This window comes from Microbacterium sp. APC 3901 (genome assembly GCF_030407765.1).
Classification (GTDB): domain Bacteria; phylum Actinomycetota; class Actinomycetes; order Actinomycetales; family Microbacteriaceae; genus Microbacterium.
Map to the genome: position 1 here is coordinate 41,140 of NZ_JASDCU010000015.1, position 17,217 is coordinate 58,356.

The 17,217-nt window shown below is 68.5% G+C and carries 19 protein-coding genes and 1 tRNA gene; 10 read left to right on the forward strand and 10 right to left on the reverse strand.

The genetic code is table 11. The annotated features are described in order from the left end of the window. Positions 1-22: 22 nt before the first annotated feature. The gene (locus QMA07_RS14110; RefSeq protein WP_290162918.1) at positions 23-643 is read right to left on the reverse strand and encodes a TetR/AcrR family transcriptional regulator; all 621 of its coding nucleotides are present in this window, start codon (positions 641-643) and stop codon (positions 23-25) included. Between the two features lie 93 nt (positions 644-736). Here QMA07_RS14110 and QMA07_RS14115 point away from each other — a divergent pair, with 93 nt between their 5' ends. Next, positions 737-1,363: a stage II sporulation protein M gene (locus tag QMA07_RS14115; RefSeq protein ID WP_290162920.1), complete on the forward strand. Its 627-nt coding sequence runs from the start codon at positions 737-739 to the stop codon at positions 1,361-1,363. A gap of 53 nt (positions 1,364-1,416) precedes the next feature. On the opposite strand, the gene QMA07_RS14120 is transcribed toward QMA07_RS14115, so the two are convergent. From QMA07_RS14120 to QMA07_RS14130, 3 genes are all read right to left on the reverse strand, one after another. Next, positions 1,417-2,340, reverse strand: a complete 924-nt coding sequence (locus tag QMA07_RS14120; protein WP_290162922.1) for a DUF1295 domain-containing protein — start codon at positions 2,338-2,340, stop codon at positions 1,417-1,419. 17 nt (positions 2,341-2,357) lie between these two features. Continuing rightward, the gene (locus QMA07_RS14125; protein WP_290162923.1) at positions 2,358-4,187 is read right to left on the reverse strand and encodes an AMP-dependent synthetase/ligase; all 1,830 of its coding nucleotides are present in this window, start codon (positions 4,185-4,187) and stop codon (positions 2,358-2,360) included. Between the two features lie 148 nt (positions 4,188-4,335). Further along, entirely contained in the window at positions 4,336-4,899 is a 564-nt protein-coding gene (locus tag QMA07_RS14130) for a TetR/AcrR family transcriptional regulator (protein ID WP_290162926.1), read from the reverse strand. Positions 4,900-4,975: 76 nt separating this feature from the next. Between QMA07_RS14130 and QMA07_RS14135 the strand changes: the two genes are divergently transcribed. Beyond that, entirely contained in the window at positions 4,976-6,115 is a 1,140-nt protein-coding gene (locus QMA07_RS14135) for a zinc-binding alcohol dehydrogenase family protein (RefSeq protein ID WP_290162928.1), read from the forward strand. A gap of 61 nt (positions 6,116-6,176) precedes the next feature. On the opposite strand, the gene QMA07_RS14140 is transcribed toward QMA07_RS14135, so the two are convergent. Then, a tRNA-Gly gene (locus QMA07_RS14140) sits at positions 6,177-6,247 on the reverse strand. A 94-nt stretch (positions 6,248-6,341) separates the two neighbouring features. Between QMA07_RS14140 and dcd the strand changes: the two genes are divergently transcribed. From dcd to QMA07_RS14155, 3 genes are read left to right on the forward strand one after another with little or no spacing between them, the layout of a single operon-like run. Then, positions 6,342-6,947, forward strand: a complete 606-nt coding sequence (dcd, locus tag QMA07_RS14145) for a dCTP deaminase (protein ID WP_042536862.1) — start codon at positions 6,342-6,344, stop codon at positions 6,945-6,947. 1 nt (position 6,948) lies between these two features. After that, complete coding sequence (locus QMA07_RS14150; protein ID WP_290162932.1) at positions 6,949-7,377, forward strand: hypothetical protein; 429 nt, start codon at positions 6,949-6,951, stop codon at positions 7,375-7,377. After that, on the forward strand, positions 7,370-7,588 hold the full coding sequence (locus QMA07_RS14155; protein ID WP_290162934.1) for a DUF2283 domain-containing protein: 219 nt from the start codon (positions 7,370-7,372) through the stop codon (positions 7,586-7,588). The genes QMA07_RS14150 and QMA07_RS14155 overlap by 8 nt, the downstream gene beginning before the upstream one ends. A 202-nt stretch (positions 7,589-7,790) precedes the next feature. Here the strand turns inward: QMA07_RS14155 and QMA07_RS14160 are convergent, their stop codons facing one another. Further along, positions 7,791-8,642 carry a hypothetical protein gene (locus QMA07_RS14160; protein WP_290162936.1) on the reverse strand — a complete coding sequence of 284 codons (852 nt, stop codon included), beginning with the start codon at positions 8,640-8,642 and terminating at the stop codon, positions 7,791-7,793. A gap of 217 nt (positions 8,643-8,859) precedes the next feature. Here QMA07_RS14160 and QMA07_RS14165 point away from each other — a divergent pair, with 217 nt between their 5' ends. The 3 genes from QMA07_RS14165 (at position 8,860) to QMA07_RS14175 (ending at position 11,151) form a co-directional block, all read left to right on the forward strand. After that, positions 8,860-9,006 carry a hypothetical protein gene (locus tag QMA07_RS14165; RefSeq protein ID WP_290162938.1) on the forward strand — a complete coding sequence of 49 codons (147 nt, stop codon included), beginning with the start codon at positions 8,860-8,862 and terminating at the stop codon, positions 9,004-9,006. After that, complete coding sequence (locus tag QMA07_RS14170; protein WP_290162940.1) at positions 9,003-9,362, forward strand: MarR family transcriptional regulator; 360 nt, start codon at positions 9,003-9,005, stop codon at positions 9,360-9,362. Before QMA07_RS14165 ends, QMA07_RS14170 begins: the two co-directional genes overlap by 4 nt. Before the next feature lie 262 nt (positions 9,363-9,624). Continuing rightward, positions 9,625-11,151: an HNH endonuclease signature motif containing protein gene (locus QMA07_RS14175; protein WP_290162942.1), complete on the forward strand. Its 1,527-nt coding sequence runs from the start codon at positions 9,625-9,627 to the stop codon at positions 11,149-11,151. 5 nt (positions 11,152-11,156) lie between these two features. Here the strand turns inward: QMA07_RS14175 and QMA07_RS14180 are convergent, their stop codons facing one another. Beyond that, the gene (locus QMA07_RS14180; RefSeq protein WP_290162943.1) at positions 11,157-12,119 is read right to left on the reverse strand and encodes a cation diffusion facilitator family transporter; all 963 of its coding nucleotides are present in this window, start codon (positions 12,117-12,119) and stop codon (positions 11,157-11,159) included. A 27-nt stretch (positions 12,120-12,146) separates the two neighbouring features. Continuing rightward, positions 12,147-13,565: an MFS transporter gene (locus QMA07_RS14185; protein ID WP_290162945.1), complete on the reverse strand. Its 1,419-nt coding sequence runs from the start codon at positions 13,563-13,565 to the stop codon at positions 12,147-12,149. A 170-nt stretch (positions 13,566-13,735) separates the two neighbouring features. On the opposite strand from QMA07_RS14185, the gene QMA07_RS14190 reads away from it, so the two are divergent. Next, positions 13,736-14,941 (forward strand): MFS transporter, encoded by a 1,206-nt coding sequence (locus tag QMA07_RS14190; RefSeq protein WP_290162947.1) that lies wholly within the window; start codon positions 13,736-13,738, stop codon positions 14,939-14,941. 9 nt (positions 14,942-14,950) lie between these two features. Here QMA07_RS14190 and QMA07_RS14195 read toward each other — a convergent pair whose 3' ends face one another. Then, the gene (locus tag QMA07_RS14195) at positions 14,951-15,868 is read right to left on the reverse strand and encodes an AraC family transcriptional regulator (protein ID WP_290162948.1); all 918 of its coding nucleotides are present in this window, start codon (positions 15,866-15,868) and stop codon (positions 14,951-14,953) included. 70 nt (positions 15,869-15,938) lie between these two features. Between QMA07_RS14195 and QMA07_RS14200 the strand changes: the two genes are divergently transcribed. Then, complete coding sequence (locus tag QMA07_RS14200) at positions 15,939-16,400, forward strand: DUF3817 domain-containing protein (RefSeq protein WP_290162950.1); 462 nt, start codon at positions 15,939-15,941, stop codon at positions 16,398-16,400. A 105-nt stretch (positions 16,401-16,505) separates the two neighbouring features. Here the strand turns inward: QMA07_RS14200 and QMA07_RS14205 are convergent, their stop codons facing one another. Next, positions 16,506-17,192 carry a hypothetical protein gene (locus QMA07_RS14205; protein WP_290162952.1) on the reverse strand — a complete coding sequence of 229 codons (687 nt, stop codon included), beginning with the start codon at positions 17,190-17,192 and terminating at the stop codon, positions 16,506-16,508. Positions 17,193-17,217 lie beyond the last annotated feature (25 nt).

Below are 17,217 nucleotides of genomic sequence, written 5' to 3' on the forward strand. Positions count from 1 at the left end.
GCTCGGCACGGCCGAGAGCGGATCAGTCCGCAGCAGGTGAGCTCGCGCCGGTGAACACGGCATCGACGGCCATCGTGAGCGTGTTCGTCTCCGATGTCAGGATCGACTCGTCCGACGGCAGCGCCCTCTCGAGCGCGAGCCCGGCGAGCACCGTGTTGAGGAAACGTGCGCGCCGCACATCGTCGCCCGGCGGCAGCGAGCCCTCCTCGCCGAGAACCGAGAGCCAGTGCTCGACGCGGCGCTGCCCCGCGCGCTCGTTCGCGAGATAGGCGTCGCGCAGCTCGCCGGTGAGCTCGGGTTCGATGAAGGTCTGGTGCAGCAGCGTCGCGGCGTGCCTGGCCTGTTCGCCGACTCCTGAGGGCGCGAGTACCTGACGCAGGCAGGCGAGAAGCCGTTCCCGAGGTGCGAGCGTCTCGTCGTGGATGGGGTCGTCTGGCGCGATGACCTCGTAGACGATGCGCAGCACCTCGTCGAGCAGCGCCCGCTGCGTGGGGAAGTGGAACCGCAGCGAGCCGGTACTCACCCCTGTGCGCGCTGCGACCGCGCGCACACTGAGTTTCGCGCCGGGATTCTCGCCGAACATCGTCAGGGCCGTCTGCAGGATGCGATCCCTGGTGTGCATGGTGCTCGGATCGACCGTCATCCTCCTATTCTCCCTCACACGCGCCAACACGGTGTGTTAGCGTGGTCGGCGTCCACAACTAACACGCCGTGTTAGTCGTCGAAAGGTATCGTTGTGAAGCTCTTCCGCAAGCCGGCCCAGATCGTCCGTGAGAATCTGCGCGTCTACCTGCTCCTGAACGCCCTTGCCTACGGCACGTTCGTGATCGGGTTCATCGTGGGGCTCCTCTTCCCGGATCTCGTCGCCGCGCGTGAGCAGGCGATGCAGGACGACGGCACGGCGGCTCTGGTCACCTCGCTGATCAGCAGCCCCTGGCTCTTCGCGCTCACGATCCTGGCGGTCAACACCCTTCGGCTCGGTGCGCTCACGATCCTGCTGCCATCACTCGCTGTGCCGTTCCTCGGACTCGCGACCTTCGCGATCTGGTCGGTCACCACGGGCGTGACCCTCGTCCCCGCCACGTCGGAGGGATGGGTCGCCCTGATCCCACACTCGCTGACCCTGGTGATCGAGCTGCAGGCGTACATCCTGCTGCTGCTCGGCGCGTTCCTCCTGGGCAAGTACTGGCTGCGCCCGCAGGCGGTCGAAGCGAAGAACCGGCGCCAGGGGTACCTGCGCGGCATCCAGCACATCGGCTGGCTCAGCATTCCCGCCCTCGCCCTGCTCATCATCGGAGCGATCTACGAGGCCTTCTCGCTTCTGTACTTCGTGTATCCGCTGCAGCAGTGGCTGCTCGGGTAGCGAGGGGTGAATCGGCGACGCAGGGTCACCGAGTGCTACTGCCCGTGGGGCGGTTACGCAGCTCGCTCCCGCACGGCGGGGCGAGTGAGGCGCGGTATCAATGAGGGAGTGTTCTCGCGGTATTCGACGTAGTCGGCACGGTCGCCCCACTTCTTCTCGGCGCGCGCCTCGAGCAGCGGGATGCCGCTGACGCGGGTGAGCAGCAGGATCACGAACAGCGGCGACAGGATCGCGACCCACTGCCACCCGGCGAGCACGGGTGCGGCGGTCAGGAAGACGCCCACCCAGATGACGATCTCGCCGAAGTAGTTGGGGTGCCGTGAGCGCGACCACAGTCCGGTGCGGATGAACTCGTCCTTGTTCTTCGGGTCGGCGCGGAACGCAGACTTCTGCGCGTCGGCGACGATCTCGATGGTCATGCCGAGCAGCCACACCACGATGCCCACGACGGTGAGCCACCCGAAGGGCGCGCGTGCCGCGGCATCCGTGCTGATCGCGATCCACGCGGCTGCCGCCGTGATCGACACCCACGCGCCCTGGATCACCCACACCTGCAGGAAGCGGACGGGGGAGCCCTTGATCTCGTCGAAGCGGCCGTCGGATCCGGCCTTGTGCACGCGCAGGGCGAGGAATGACCCGAGACGCACGGCCCACAGGATCACCATCGCGGCGAGGATCCAGCTGCGCGCGTCGGGCATGGGCGTCAGCAGCACGAGCGCGACCGAGATCGCCAGGAAGGTGAGGCTGCCGGTGAGGTCGAAGAACCGCTCGGTGCGCAGGATCATCGCCGGGATGAACGCGATCACCTGGATGGCGAACGCCGCGGCGACGGCGAGGGCGAACAGCGGGATGCCGCCGATCGTCGCGCCGCCCTGGCTGCCCGCGAGAGCCACGAGGGCTCCGATGACGAGCGCGACGATGATCGCGATCAGCGACGAGCGCGAAGACTTGGGGGTGGAGGAGGTGGGGGAGGACATCGTGTTCTTTCTGCTTCTCAGAGGTACAGGTCTTCGACGGTGACGGCGGCGCGATCGAGCACGACGCTCCGTTTGAGTTTCATGGTCGGCGTGACCAGCGCGCGGTCGTCGAGGTCGGCGAAGACCACGCTGAACCGGCGCACCTGCTCACTGCGAGCCACGAGCGCGTTGGCGGCGTCGACGGCCTGCTGCAAGCGGGTGCGCAGCGTCGGGTCGGTCACGGCGCGAAGGTCCGCGTCGGCGATCGGAGGGATGCTGACGCCCTGGGCGTCCGCCCACGTCAGGGTCTGCTCCGGGTCGAGCACGAGCAGAGCCGAGAGATACGGCTTGCCCTCACCCACCATCACCGCGTGCGAGATGAGCGGGTCGGATTCGACCGCGTTCTCCCACCGTGTCGGCACGATCGTCTTGCCGTTCGAGGTGACGATCACGTCTTTGAGGCGGCCGTCGAGAATCAGCCGTCCCTGATCGTCGAGTCGCCCGAGGTCACCGGTGCGGAAGAAGCCGTCGACGAAGGCCTCCTCGTCATGAGCCGGATTGCGGTAGCCGCTGAAGACGCCGATGCCGCGCGCGAGCACCTCTCCCTCGTCGCTGATGCGCACGGTGAGCCCGGGCAGCGGTGAGCCGACGCTCCCGGAGGCGATGCGACCGGGCAGGTTGCCGGTGAGGGGCGCCGTCGTCTCGGTGAGTCCGTAGCCCTCGATGACGGGAACCCCGATGCCGCGGAAGAACAGCGAGAGATCGGCATCGAGCGCTGCTCCGCCCGAGAGGATGTATCCGACCCGCCCGCCCATCACGGAGCGGAGGCGGCGGAAGAAGAGGGCGTCGAAGAAGCGGTGCCGCAGGCTGAGCCCCAGGTCTTTCGAGATACGGCGTCCGGCGTCGATCCGCTCGGCGCGGTGGCCCCAGGCGATCGCGGTCGAGCAGGCCTTCGCCCAGACTCCCGACAGGCCCTTGTCGGCAGCCTTGGCGGCCGCCGCCGCCTGGATCTTCTGCAGTACTCGGGGCACGACGACCAGGAACGTCGGGCGCAGCGTGTCGAGGGTTGCGACGACCGTCGAAGGATCGGAGAGGTGCGCGATGCGCATGCCGCTGGCGAGGCAGATCAGCTGGAGCCCGCGCGCGAGCACATGAGCGAGCGGCAGGAAGATGACGGTGTTGCCGTCTTCGTTCACGATCTCGCGATACGCGGCGGCGATGTTCAGCACCTGACCGAGGAAGTTCCGGTGGGTGAGCACGACGCCCTTGGGCTCGCCCGTGGTTCCCGAGGTGTAGACGATCGTCGCCGGGTCGTCCTGCGTGGCGGAGGTCCGTCGCGCCTCGACCTCGTCGTCGGTGACCTCGGCGCCGCGCGCCACCAGGTCCGAGAGGGTGCCGGATGCCGCGGCGTCCATCGTCCAGGCGCCGAGTGTGATCCGCTCGGTCTGCGCGAGCGCCGCCTGCAGGAGCACCGCGTGCGCCGTGGTGCCGCCGATCGCCAGACGCACGCCGGCATCGGCGACGATGGCGTTCACCTGCGACGGCGACGACGTCTCGTAGATCGGCACGACGACGGCGCCGGCGAACCAGGAGGCGAGGTCGGCGACCGCCCATTCGTAGCGCGTCGGCGCCATGATCGCGATCGCGTCACCGGCTCGCACACCCTGGGCGATGAAGCCCTTGGCCAGAGCGCGCACCTGGTCGAGGAACTCGCGCGTCGTGATCGGGCGCCACGCGTCACCGGCATTCGCTCCCGTGACCTCGAAGGCGACGTGGTCGGGAGCTGCGGCCGCGCGTGCGACCAGCAGGTCGGTGACGTTGCGATACCCGTCGAGGTCGGCATGCGGCGGGGTCGACGACTCGATCATCGGAACTCCTCTCGGGCGCGCGAGAACGGGCCCATCTGCATCTGTTCGGAGCCGAGGAGGAATCGGATGGCGCAGACACTGCTGTCTCGGCCAGCCGACGTCTCGGCAACCTCCCGTCGGTGTCCAGCCGAATGCGATGGGGGCGATGTCACCCGTCGATCCATCCCTGCATGTCGGTCCACACTGCCGTCAGGGCATTCTCGAGCGAGAGATCGGAGGGGCCTTCCAGCCATCGGTCCATCGCGAGGTCGAAACAGGTCACGGCGAGGGCGGCCAAAGTGTGTGCGTGCTCAGGGGCGATGCCGCGCTGGTCCAGTGACTGTTCGATGGCGCGCGCGAGGTAGTGACTGCGCAGAAGATCGCGTTCGTGCAGCGCGGGTTCGCTGCGGATGATGCTGCGTCGACGGGCGATCTGCTCTCGCCAGTCCTGGAGGCCTCGGCATGCGGCTGCGAGGCCGGCGCGCACGGTGGCCGTCCCGCCGCGTTCGTGCGGGATGGACTCCATGAAGTCGCTCACGGCGCGAGGGAACTCGCGATCTCGGAGGAACAGCACATCGCGTTTGTCGGAGAAGTGGCGGAAGAACGTCCGTGTGGTGAGTCCCGCCGCCTCGGCGATCTGGGGAACCGTGGTTCCCGAGTACCCCTGGTCGGTGAACAGGTTCATCGCCGCGGCTTCCAGCCGCAATGCGGCATCCGGTGACCAACGAGGCATAGAGCAATGATGACACGAACTGTCGTAAGCTCGAGCGTGATGACACGAGATGTCATCAGATTCGGAGAACAGAAGAATGAGCGACAACACTGCGGCGTGGATCGACTCCGCCTATGCGGACCTGACGATTCGAGATGCCCCGATGCCGAAGCCGGGGGCGGGGCAGCTGCTGCTCGCGGTGCACGCGGTAGCGGTGAATCCGCTCGACGCGATCATCCAGTCCAACGGCACTGTGATGTACGGATGGCTGCGCTACCCGGTGATCCTCGGGGAGGACGTCGCGGGCGTGGTCGTCGAGACCGGAGCGGGCGTGGACGACTTCGTCGTCGGAGACCGCGTCGTGGCGTATGCGATGGGATTGGAGAAGGGTCGGGATGCCGTCTCCGAGAGCGGCTTCCAGACCTACGTCGCCGTCGACGCGAGCCTGGCCGCGGCCCTGCCGGCCACCACCGCTTTCGAGGACGCTGCCGTCCTGCCGCTGGCGGTGTCCACAGCGGCGGCCGGGCTGTTCGAGAAGGAGCAGCTGGGACTGGACTGCTCCCGTCTCGGGGACGCGGCGCATCGCGATGAGGTCGTCGTGATCTGGGGCGGCGCGACAGCTGTCGGAGGCAATGCGATCCAGCTCGCCCGAGCAGCCGGTTATCGCGTCATCACGACAGCCTCGGTGAAGAACCATGACTGGATGAGGCGGCTGGGAGCAGAAGCCGCCTTCGACTATCGCGACCCGGAAGCGGCGAATCGGATCATCGAAGCGGTGGGCGGCTCCGCGGTGGCGGGGATACTCGCCGTCGCGGTGGGGTCGGCCGAGCCCTGCCTGAGGATCGCGCGCGCCACCGGCGCCACACGGATCGCGATGGCGAGCCCTCCCGTCTCGTTCTACGAACAACCCCGCCGTGGCGGCCTCTCCCTCGCCCGCATCCGCCTCTTCGTGACGCTCGGAACGCGAACGGCGCTCATGCAGGTGCGCAGTCGCACTCGCGGCATCAGGGCAACGTTCATCTGGGGAAGCGCCATCGCCACCTCTCCCGTGGGGCCGGCCGTCTGGGGCGGGTATCTTCCTGCCGCTCTCGCCTCGGGCAGCCACCAGCTCTACCCGGAGGCCCACATCGCAGGACACGGGCTTCCGGCCATCCAAGAAGCGATCGACACCCTTCGCCGCGGCGTATCGGCGAGGAAGCTCGTCATCACCCTCGATCACGCGCCGGCGAACCCGTGATGGATCCCTGAGGAGGTGTCCGAGCGCATCGCGGGAACAGTGAGCGTGGCGTCACATACGGAGGGGCTGACGGGAATCGAACCCGCGCTATCTGCTTGGGAAGCAGAAGTTCTGCCATTGAACTACAGCCCCGTACCCGCATCCGAAGAGCGGGTGAACGCAAGCCTACCCCGCCCCATCCGCCATGGCCAAAGTGCCGGCGGCGTGTGGTGACTAGGCTGGGGCCGTGCTTCTCAGCGACCGCGACATCAGAGCAGAACTCGCCTCCGGCCACATCGGTCTCGACCCGCACGAGCCGGAGATGATCCAGCCGTCGAGCATCGACGTGCGCCTCGACCGCTACTTCCGGCTGTTCGACAACCACAAGTACCCGTTCATCGACCCGTCGGTCGATCAGCCGGAGCTGACTCGACTGATCGAGGTCGATCCAGACGAGCCGTTCATCCTGCACCCGGGAGAGTTCGCGCTCGGCGCGACGTTCGAGCAGGTCTCGCTGGCCGATGACATCGCGGCCCGCCTCGAGGGCAAGTCGTCGCTCGGCCGTCTGGGGCTGATCACGCACTCGACCGCAGGGTTCATCGACCCCGGGTTCACGGGGCACGTGACGCTCGAGCTCGCGAACGTCGCGACGCTGCCGATCAAGCTGTGGCCCGGAATGAAGATCGGGCAGCTTTGCTTCTTCCGGCTGACCTCTCCGGCAGAGAACCCGTATGGCTCCGGGCCGTACGGCAACCGCTACCAGGGACAGCGCGGGCCCACGGCATCCCGCTCGTTCCAGAACTTCCACAAGACGGACGTCGGCACGACCGACGTCGGAGCCGTAGGGGGCTGACATGAGCGGTGACAGCAGAGATCCGTACATCCGACCGGAGGATGCTGTCATTCCCCCGCCTCCCGCTGAGTCTGCGATTCCGGATGCGGTGATCCCGCCGCCTCCGGCTGAGTCTGCGATTCCGGATGCGGTGATCCCGCCGCCTCCGCCGGAGGCGATGCTTCCGTCGACGCGCCGATCGCGGCCGAAGCCGGCGATCCTCACGGGCGACCAGCCTGCGCCGGTGGCAGACGACTGGGCGCAGCCGTCGGTCGCGCCCGAGGCGCCGACATCCGGCGGATACGGTGCGTTCTCGGTGGTGATCTTCGTGTTCCTCATCGTGCTGCTCGGGGCGGCGATCGCCGGAGCGATCTACCTCGGCACGAACGTGCCTTTCGCGTTGTCGGCCGGTGAGCCCGGCGCGATCGCCGTGTCGCTGTGGCATGCGTGAGCTGAGATACGACCCCGAGGTCGATGCCGCTTACGTGACGATCGGCGCACCGATCGTCGATGGTGGGGTCGCACGGACAGTCCCGGTCGACCTGCCGGATAGCATCGCGGGCGAGCTGTTCCTCGACTTCGACGAGCACGGTCATCTGCTCGGTGTCGAGGTCCTCGGCGCATCCGCACTGCTCCGACCGGAACTCCTGCGGGGTCGATAAAGCACCTGGAGTGTGGCGAGGTCGATAAAGCACCTGGAGCGTGGCGAGGTCGCTAAGCCTCCTGGGGCGTAGCGGGGTCAGAAAGGCACCCGCTTCCGCAGTTTCGGGTGCGTTTTCGACCCCGCAGCGGGATCGCTCGTGAAGGAATGCAGAAACGCCCCCCGACCGCAGTCGGAGGGGGCGTTTCGAGAGTCGGATGCCGTCAGGCGTCGCGACCCCGGGTGAAGCCGGCGTCGAAACCGCGCTCGTAGGCGTGCTGCGCCGCGCGGGCTACGCGGTGCTCGCCGTGGCGGGGCCCTGAGTGTCGGCCGTGCTGGTCGCCGTGGTCAGCGCGGCCGTGGTCTGGGCGACCGCCGTCTGCGTGACCGTGGTGTGCACGATCGTGCGCGCCCGCGAAGCGGTCGTGCCCCGAGTGCCCGCGGTGTCCGCAGTCGTGGTCGCGACGCTCGGCATCCGCTCCGTGCTCGTGTTCGTGTTCGGAGCCGAACCCGGGTGCGAAGCCGCGACCGCGTCCGAACGGGCGGCCGTGGCGGCGACCGAAGCCGCGTCCCGGGCCGAAGCCCGGACCGAACCCGTGGTCGGCGCCGAATCCGCGACCGAAGCCGCGGGGTTCGAATCCGTGGCGACGACCGCGTCCGCGGGGGAGCGTAGTCTCCTCGTCCCAGCCGAACGCGCGGGCGATCTGCTCGAGCGAGGTCAGCGTGGTGTCGAGGTCTTCGGGGCTCACGGCGTCGGTGACCTTGGCGCGGATGCCGTCGACGATGCCGCCGAGGCGCTCCTTGGCGGCACGGCCGTCGTCGGTCAGCGTCCAGCCGTCGCCGTCGGCGACGACCCAGCCGCGCTCGACCAGGCCGTGCAGCTTGTGGGCATTCAGGGGGCGACGGGCAGGTGCGGTGCCATCGACGATGTTGAGGATCCGCCAGTCGCGGCGGCTGGCGTGCTCGCTCTCGAATGCGGAGGCGAACTCGGCCGCCATCAGGCGGTCGACGGCCTTCAGCCAGTAGCCGAAGGGGCGGGAGGTGGTGTCTGTGTTCTGAGTGTCAGAGGTGTTCATGAGTGAAGTCCTTCGATGTCATGGGGCATGTGCTTGTCACTATGCATGTGTATGTAGTGTGACATGCAGTGACGATCCATGTCAAGTCGCATGTAAAATCGAACGGTGAGTGCCGAAGAGAACGACCCCGCCGAGGCCATAGCCCGCGCCCTGTCGCGCTTGCGGGGGCGACGTCCCGGCGAGCGTGGGCGCGATCCGAGAGGGATGGGGGGTCCGCATGGGTGGCACGGCGGGCCGCACTCCGATCATGCCGATCGCTCGGGCCATGTCGACCACCCTGACCACGCTGATCACGCCGACCACGCCGACCACGGGCATCGCGGTCACGGACGCCCTGGGCGCCCGGGGATGCCGCCGTGGATGAACGACCCGTCCGGACGCTTCGGCGGACCGGCTCGCCTGCGGATGCTCGAGGCGCTCGCCGCGGCATCCGCCCCGCTCAGCGTCAGCGATCTCGGCGCGGCGATCGGCGTCGACCAGCCCCGGGCGTCGAGGCTCGTGCAGCAGGGGGTCGCACACGGATTCGTGCGCCGCGAGGCGGACCCCGACGATGCGCGACGCACCCGCATCGCTCTGACCGACGACGGGCGCAAGGTCGCTCGCGGCATGCGGGGCGAGCGACGAGAGGCTCTCGGAAAGGCGCTGGCCTCATTCACCGACGATGAGCGCGATCAGCTCGCGACGCTGCTGAACAAGCTCGCTGACAACTGGGAGCGGTGAGCCCGGAGCGGTTCGAGTTCCTGGGGTGTGGTGACGGGGCTCGGTGGCTGATGCCTGATGCCCGGTGGCGAGGGCTGGTGACGAGGGCTGGTGCTGAGGGCTGGTGCCAAGGGGCTGGAGCCCGGCTCTGCTGCCCGGTGCGGATTCGCGCTCATCGGCATCCCGATACCTTGCATCAGTGTTCCGGAATATAGATCTGATCTGGGCTAAAAGAGCGGCAATTCGGGCTCGCAATGTCTGAGGCCGCGGGTTTGATGAAGGTATGTCATCCCGTAGCCGAGCTCTCCTCGATCAGGTCGTGTCCGACCTCGATCGAGCGCTCTCCGACGATGCTCTCGCGGGGCTGTCCGACTCCGAGCGCGTGGAGTTGCTGCAGGTGGCCGGAGCGGCATCGCGACGCGTAGAGGCTCTCCTCGTCGAGACGCTCGCGACCGGCGACGCGACGGACTTCCCACACGCTGCCGGCTGTCGCACGCAGAGCGAGCTGCTGCAGCGCACCGTCCTGACCGACGTGGCCGGTGCGACTCGAGTGGGCAAGGTCGTCGATCTGGTCCGCCGCGGTGTGAGTCTGGTTTCAGGAGAGCGGCTGCCGGCGAGGTGGCCGGCACTGCGCGAGGCGATGCTCGACGGCGCCCTGAGCTTGGCGGGCATGCTCGCGGCGACGCGACCGATCGAGAAGATCTCCGATCGCATCAGCGTCGACGAGCGGCTCCGTGCAGATCGGTGTCTCGCCGACGCGGCCCGGGGTATCCGGCACACAGCGGCCGGCGAAGAGATCCGCGGCCCGGCGCCGACCACTGACGAGCTGACGTTCCTCGCTGAGACGCTGGCGGCGCTGCTCGACCCCGACGGAGATGAGCCCGGCGATGAGCCGGCCCGCAGGCGCGGCATCACGATCGGTCGCCTGCGAGACGGGTTGCGGTCGATCAAGGGATGGCTCACGCCCGAGGTCGCGGCCCAGATCGAGCTGATCCTCGATGCCCAGAACAATCCGAAGGGCGATGGCCCGCCGAATCCGGGCGTGACGTTCTCCTGCTCCGAGGCCGGTAAAGAGTCCGAGGCGGGCGAAGAGTTCGAGGCGGGCAAAGAGCCCGAGGCGGGCGAAGAGTTCGATGCGGGCGGTGATCCCGGAGCGACGGAAGACGTCGACCCGTTCAACTCGGATCCTCGGTTCGTCATCGATGGTCGCACGGCGGCCCAGAAGCGGCACGACGCCCTCGCGGCTGCCGTCGCGATCGCCGCTCGGCACCGCGACATGCCGACTCTCGGCGGCGCGTCTCCGACCTTGGTCGTGACTGTCGAGGCGAAGGATCTCGCACAGGGCACCGGCCATGCGAGCGCCAGCGGAGCATGGCGGCAGGTGCCTCTCGGAGTCGCCGCTCATGTCGGATGCGTGGGCACGATCCAGCGTGTGCTGTTCGACGAGGGCCGCATCATCGGGATCACGACCACAGACCGGGTGTTCTCGGTGCATCAACGGCGCGCGATCGTCGCGCGCGACAAGGAGTGTCTGATTCCGGGGTGTCACGTTCCTGCGTCATGGTGCGAGATCCACCACGTCACCGAGCACTCCCGCGGTGGGCCGACGCATACGGACAACGGTGTTCCGTTGTGCTGGTGGCACCATCGCTCCCTAGGGACCTCGGGGTGGGAGATCCGGATGGACGGCGGTATCCCTCACGTGCGTGGGCCCCGGTGGTGGGACCCGGAACAACGGTGGCGCGCCCCGCGACTCAGCCTCGAACGAGCAGGAGTCGGCAGTGCGTCGGCGTTCGCTCGCGCCGGATGATCGGCCTACGACGTGCGCGGCGCGGGCGCGGACACGCCTGCGCCTGCGTCTGCTGGCGCGCCGAACTCCAGCGACTTCTCGTCGTCGACCGACAGCGACAGCACCCCTGTCTCGACGGCCGCGTGCGCTTCGATCTGCTGTTCGATCGCGCGCAGACTCCTGGCCACATCGTGTTCGCGGGCATCGCCGGTCAGATCGACCTCGGCGACGATGAAGAGCCGGTTCGGGCCCACGTACTCGATGTGCAGATAGGTGAGACGTTGGATCTGCGCCGACGAAAGCAGCGCGCGGCCGACCCGATCACGCAGTGCGGGCGACGCGTTCGACCCCACGAGAAAAGCGATGTTGCGGCGGATCAGGATGATCGCGACCACACCCAGCAGTACTCCGACGAGGATCGAGCCCACGGCATCCCACGTGGCGACCCCGGTGATCTGGTGCATCGCGATCGCACCGGCCGCGATCGCCAGCCCGATCAGCGCGGCCATGTCCTCGAAGAACACCGCCCTCAGTGTCGTATCGCTGGTTTCGAGCACATAGTCCCAGGTCGACGATCCGCGCTCGCGCGCCAGTCGCCGCGACTTCACCATCGCCTGCGTGAACGATGCCCCCTCGAGCACGAAGGCGATGCCGAGCACCGTGTATGCCACCGCGGGGCTCTCGACGGGCCCGGCCTCCGACAGCTCCTGCACGCCGTGCATGATCGACACGATCGAGCCGGCGGTGAAGATCCCGAACGCCGCGATCAACGACCACACGAACGCCGCGCGTCCGTACCCGAGCGGATGCCGCTCATCCTTCACCCTCGCGCCCCGCCGATCGGCGATGAGCAGGAACACCTCGTTGCCGGCGTCCGCCCACGAATGCGCAGCCTCCGCCACCATCGACGCCGAAGACGTGATCACCGCCGCGATCGTCTTGGCGATCGCGACGAGGATGTTGGCGAGAAAAGCGATGATGACCGTCACGCGGTCAGGCTACTCCCGCATCTGCGCTCAGCCCCGCTGCGTCGCCTTCACCGGCAGCAGCAACAGGAAGCCGGCGACCAGCACCAGCACGATGCCGAGGATCCCGTACGAGGTCGAGCCCGAGAGCACGATCAGCAGGGTCCACGCCCCCGATGCCATCCAACTCGCCGCGCGCCCTGTCGTCGCATAGAGGCCGAAGATCTCGCCCTCGCGCCCCGCAGGCGTGATGCGGGCGAGGAACGACCTCGACGCCGCCTGGGCGGGGCCGACGAAGGCGCACAGCACCAGGCCGCCGATCCAGAAGACGACCGTTCCGGCATCCACCAGGAAGAACACCGCGAGTCCGGCGATCACCATCGCGGCGAGCGAGAGGAGGATGATCCGCTTCGGCCCGAATCGGTCGTCGTAGCGGCCGGCGATGATCGTCGAGACGCCCGCGATGAGGTTGGCGGCGATGCCGAAGATCACGAGATCGAGGAAGCCGAAGTCGAACACCTGGCTGGCGATCACGGCACCGAAGGCGAACACGCCGCCGAGGCCGTCGCGGAACACGGCGCTCGACAGCAGGAACCAGAACGTCTGACGGGTGTCGGGGTTGCGGTAGAGGCCGACGACATCCTTGACGAGCAGGCCGTACGAGGCGAAGAAGCCCACCTTGCGCTCGGGGCGCCCGAGCGACGGCTCGGGCACGTTGAGGAAGATCGGGATCGAGAAGACGATCGCCCAGATCGCGCACGCGACAGCGATGATGCGGAACGGCAGACCCGCGTCATCGGGCAGGCCGAACCAGTCGAACATGTAGAAGATGACGACGAGCACCAGCGCGAGGATGCCCCCGATATAGCCGAACCCCCAGCCGAGTCCCGAGATGCGCCCCACGGTCTTCGGGTTCGCGATGCCGATCAGCATGGCGTTCGAGTTGACCGCGGCGATCTCCCCGAACACGGATCCCGCCGAGATCAGCGCGACGCCGAGCCAGAACAGCGTCGGCGTCGGCGTCGGTTCGACGAACCAGAGGCCGAACATGCAGGCGATGAGAGCTCCGGTGCCGATTCCGAGCCAGAGCTTCTGGCGGCCTGCAGCATCCGCGCGCTGGCCCAGCACCGGCGCGATCAGGAGGATCGCGATGCCGGCGATCGTCGACCCGAGCCCCAGACCCGAGGCGAGGTCTGCCTCGGCCGCCTCGCGGATCGGGTCTTTCGCATCGAGGCCCGCGATCTCCGCCGGAAGGAACGCCTCGGTCGTGAGGTACAGCGCCGTGAAGATGAAGGTGAGGATGACGGTGTTGAAGGGCTGCGTCGCCCAGTCCCACAGCGCCCACGAATAGACCTGCTTCTTCGGCGCGGGTGTCTCGCCCCGCAGGTCGAGGCCGATCACGCCTACTGCGCCGCTGTTCGCCGTCGCAGCGGGCTCGGGCACCTCGCTGCTCTGGGAGGAATCGCTCATGTTCGCAGTCTGGCGGCGCCCGGTGAACGGACGGTGACGGCGCGCCGCGCGGGGTGCCCTCCTCCGGGACACCTCCCTCATGCATATGACGCCGCGTGGTCCGGACGAATGGTCGGATGCCGAAGACGCCGCGTCGGGCGCCGATGCCCCTCACCTGCGAGCGTGGAACCATGACGACGACCGCGCCCGTACCCGTGACGACCGCCCGCACCGAGAGCATCCGCTATGGCGGCCTCATCGTGCTGATGCTGATGGGCTTCCTGCTCGTCACGGCCGAGTTCCTGCCCAACGGCGTGCTCACCGAGATGGCCGACGCTCTCGGCGTGACCCCCGGCCAGGCCGGTCAGACCGTCACGGTCACCGCGCTCGTCGGCCTGATCGTCGCGCCGACGGTGGGGCTGATCTTCCCCCGCCTCGACCGTCGCTCGCTTCTCGTCTGGATGGCGCTCGCAGCCGCCGTGTCGAACCTCATCGTCGCGGTCGCGCCCAACCTGATCATCGTGCTGCTCGCGCGCTTCCTGCTGGGGGCTGCGATCAGCGCCTTCTGGGCGATGTCGATCACCGTCGCCGCACGCCTGGCGGGTCCTGAGCACCTCGGGCGGGGCGTCATGTTCACCTCGGCCGGCGTCTCGCTCGCCACGGTCGCGGGCGTGCCGCTGGGCGTGATGCTCAGTGAGATCGTCGACTGGCAGACGGTGTTCGCGATCGCGGGCGTGCTCATGGTGCTGCTGGCCGTCGCGCTGCGGTTCATGCTCCCGTCGGTCCCGGCCGAGCAGGGGGCCAGCATCCGGCTCCTCGTCGACACCCTGCGTCGTCCGGGCATCGGGCTCGGCATGGTCGGGCACGTGCTCGTCGTGCTCGGCCACTTCCTCGCCTACACGTACGTGCGACTCGCGCTCGAACGCATCCCCGAGGTCGACGCCTCGACGATCATCCTGCTGCTCGCGCTCTTCGGTGTCGGAGGCCTCGCCGGCAACCTCGGGCTCGGATTCTTCATCGACCGCACGTTCGGGTTCTTCGCGGTGTTCGCCCCGTTGGTGATCGCCGCGTCGGTGCTGTCGATGATCTTCCTGTCGGGCTCGGTGCTCGGCATCGCGATCGTCGTGCTCGTCTGGGGCTTCTTCTTCTCGTCGTGGCTGCTCGTGATCAACACATGGGTGGGGCACCGCACGCCCGACCGCCTCGAAGCCGGAGGCAGCCTCGTCGTGGTGGGGTTCCAGGGCGCGATCACGATCGCCGCGGGCGTCGGCGGACTGCTCGTCGACACCCTCGACGTGGAGTTCGTCTACGTGCTCGGGGCGGCGTCGCTGCTGGTCGGCGCCGTGCTGTTCGGCATGTCGAACCGTAGGAGCATCGCTGCGGCGAAGCTCGCCTGACCGGGGCGTCTACGCCGGGACCGCGGTCAGCTGCGACGCCCGCCAGGTCGACGGAGTCATCCCGGTGCGGCGGCGGAAGGCGCGGCTGAACCCCTCGTCCGAGGCGTAGCCCAGCTCACGCGACGTCTCGCTGACCGAGCGCCCCTCACTCAGCATCCGCTTCGCCGCGTCGACGCGCACCTCGGTGACGTAGTCGGCGGGCGAGCGGCCGATCGCGCGGCGGAACCGCTCGGCGAACACCGAGCGGGACATCGCCCCGACGCTCGCGAGGCGCTCGACCGTCCAGTCGCGCCCTGGTTGCTCATGGATCGCCTCGACGACGCGATCGAGGAAAGGATCCTTCGACACCGAGGGCCAGCCGGCCGGCGCGCAGCCGTTCGCCGCCCACGCGCGGATCACCGAGAGCAGCACGGTCTGCGCCATCATCCGGCAGATCACCGGATCGCCCTGGCGTGAGGGGCACGTGGCGGGATCGGTGGGTCCCATGCTTCCGGCGAGTGCGGCTGCAGCGGGTTCGAGTGCCGCGAACGACATGACGGTGATCGGATCGGGAAGGAGCGCGGCGATCATCGCGGCGCTGTCGGAGAACTCGAGGTCGACGACGACGAGGTCGGTCACCTCGTCGGCCTCGAGGGCGATCGATGCACGGCCGAGCGTCAGGAATGCGTCTCCGGCGACCAGGTTCGCGTGCAGCGGGCGATCGTCCACGGTCACGATCTGCGCTGCGCGGTCGACGTCGAGTCGGCATCCGGTGGTCAGCGGCGGATGCCCGTGCACCGAGCCCGAGGCGATGTAGACGAGGGTGGCCGAGCCCGAGGGGATCGGCAGCAGGCCGCCGGCGGTGAGGGCGGCGCGGCGGGCTGTGCCGACGCGGAGGTCGACGGAGTCGAGCACGTGCCCGAGGGCTGCGGAGTCGACGGTCACCATGCCTTCGGCAACGCCCGGGAACGCATGGCTATTCCGGATACGCTGGACGGACCCCCACCCGAGGAGTCCCGTGTTCCGCACACCCGACCGCCTGTTCCGTGTTCTCGCGATCGCGGAGGCGATCACCTGGACCATCCTGATCTCAGCGATCATCGCCCGTGCCGTCGGCGCTCCCGGCGTGGTCGTCACCATCGGCGGTGGCATCCACGGTTTCGTGTTCCTCGCATACGCCGCGACCGCGGTGCTCGTCGCGCTCAATCAGCGCTGGCACCTCGGCGTCGCCGTCCTCGCCGTGGCGAGCGCCATCGTCCCCTACGCGACGATCCCGATGGAGATCTGGCTGCACCGCACCGGTCGCCTGGCGGGCGCGTGGCGACTGGAGCAGACGCAGGATCCGCGCGATGCGCGCTGGTACGACCGGCTCATGCGCTGGTTCCTGCGCCGACCGTGGGTTCTGGCCGTCCTGCTCGCCGTCGGCATCGTCGCGCTGTATGTGATCCTGCTGCTCGTGGGCCCGCCCGGCGGAAAGTGAGGCCCGTCCGGCGGCAGGTGAGGCCCGCCCGGCGGAAAGTGAGGCCCGTCCGGCGGCTGGTGAGTTCCGCGTGACCTCAACGGAGCGGGTTCCGGGCGCGCGGCGTCACTGGATGACGACGGCGTTCTTGTCGATGACCTCGGCCATCGTGGTCTGCATGTCGCCGCCGGTGCAGTCGACGATCACGTAGAGCCCGACCCCCGTCGCGGTGAAGGCTCGGGCGGCGATCGCCCATTGACGGTCGGCCTCTTCGCCGACGACCTGGCGATTCTCGACGTCGGTGTTGCCGCCGACCTGATAACTGAACGCCCCGGTCGTCGACAGCGGCGTGATCGCGGCGGCATCCGCCTCGCCGAGGATGACGGCGAGCATGGCATCCGAGCTGACGCTGTCATCGCCGGTCACCGTCGGCACATCCGGGATGAGACCCTGCCAGAACTGGGCCGTGCAGGTGTCGTCGAGCGTGCCGTAGGTCCAGCCTCCGTTGCCGTCGTCCGGCTTGACGATCTTCCAGCCGTCGTCGGCGATCAATCCGTCGCCCCACTGGATGTACGCCGCCGCGGGGATGTCGGCGCCGTCGGCGAAGGTCATGGTCGAGGGCAGATCGCCCGAGGGCTCCTCAGACGGCTCCTCAGACGGGATCGCGGTCGGGCAGGGATCGGGGCCGTCGCCGTCGGGAGCGTTCACGGGGATCTGCGCATACAGGCACCCGCTCAGCGGCAGCACTGCCAGGGCGACCGCCGACACGGCGGCGAGGCGGACCAGCGGAGAGACCTGCGAGGTGCGTGTCATGCCGGTCAGCCTAGTCGGCGGGTGG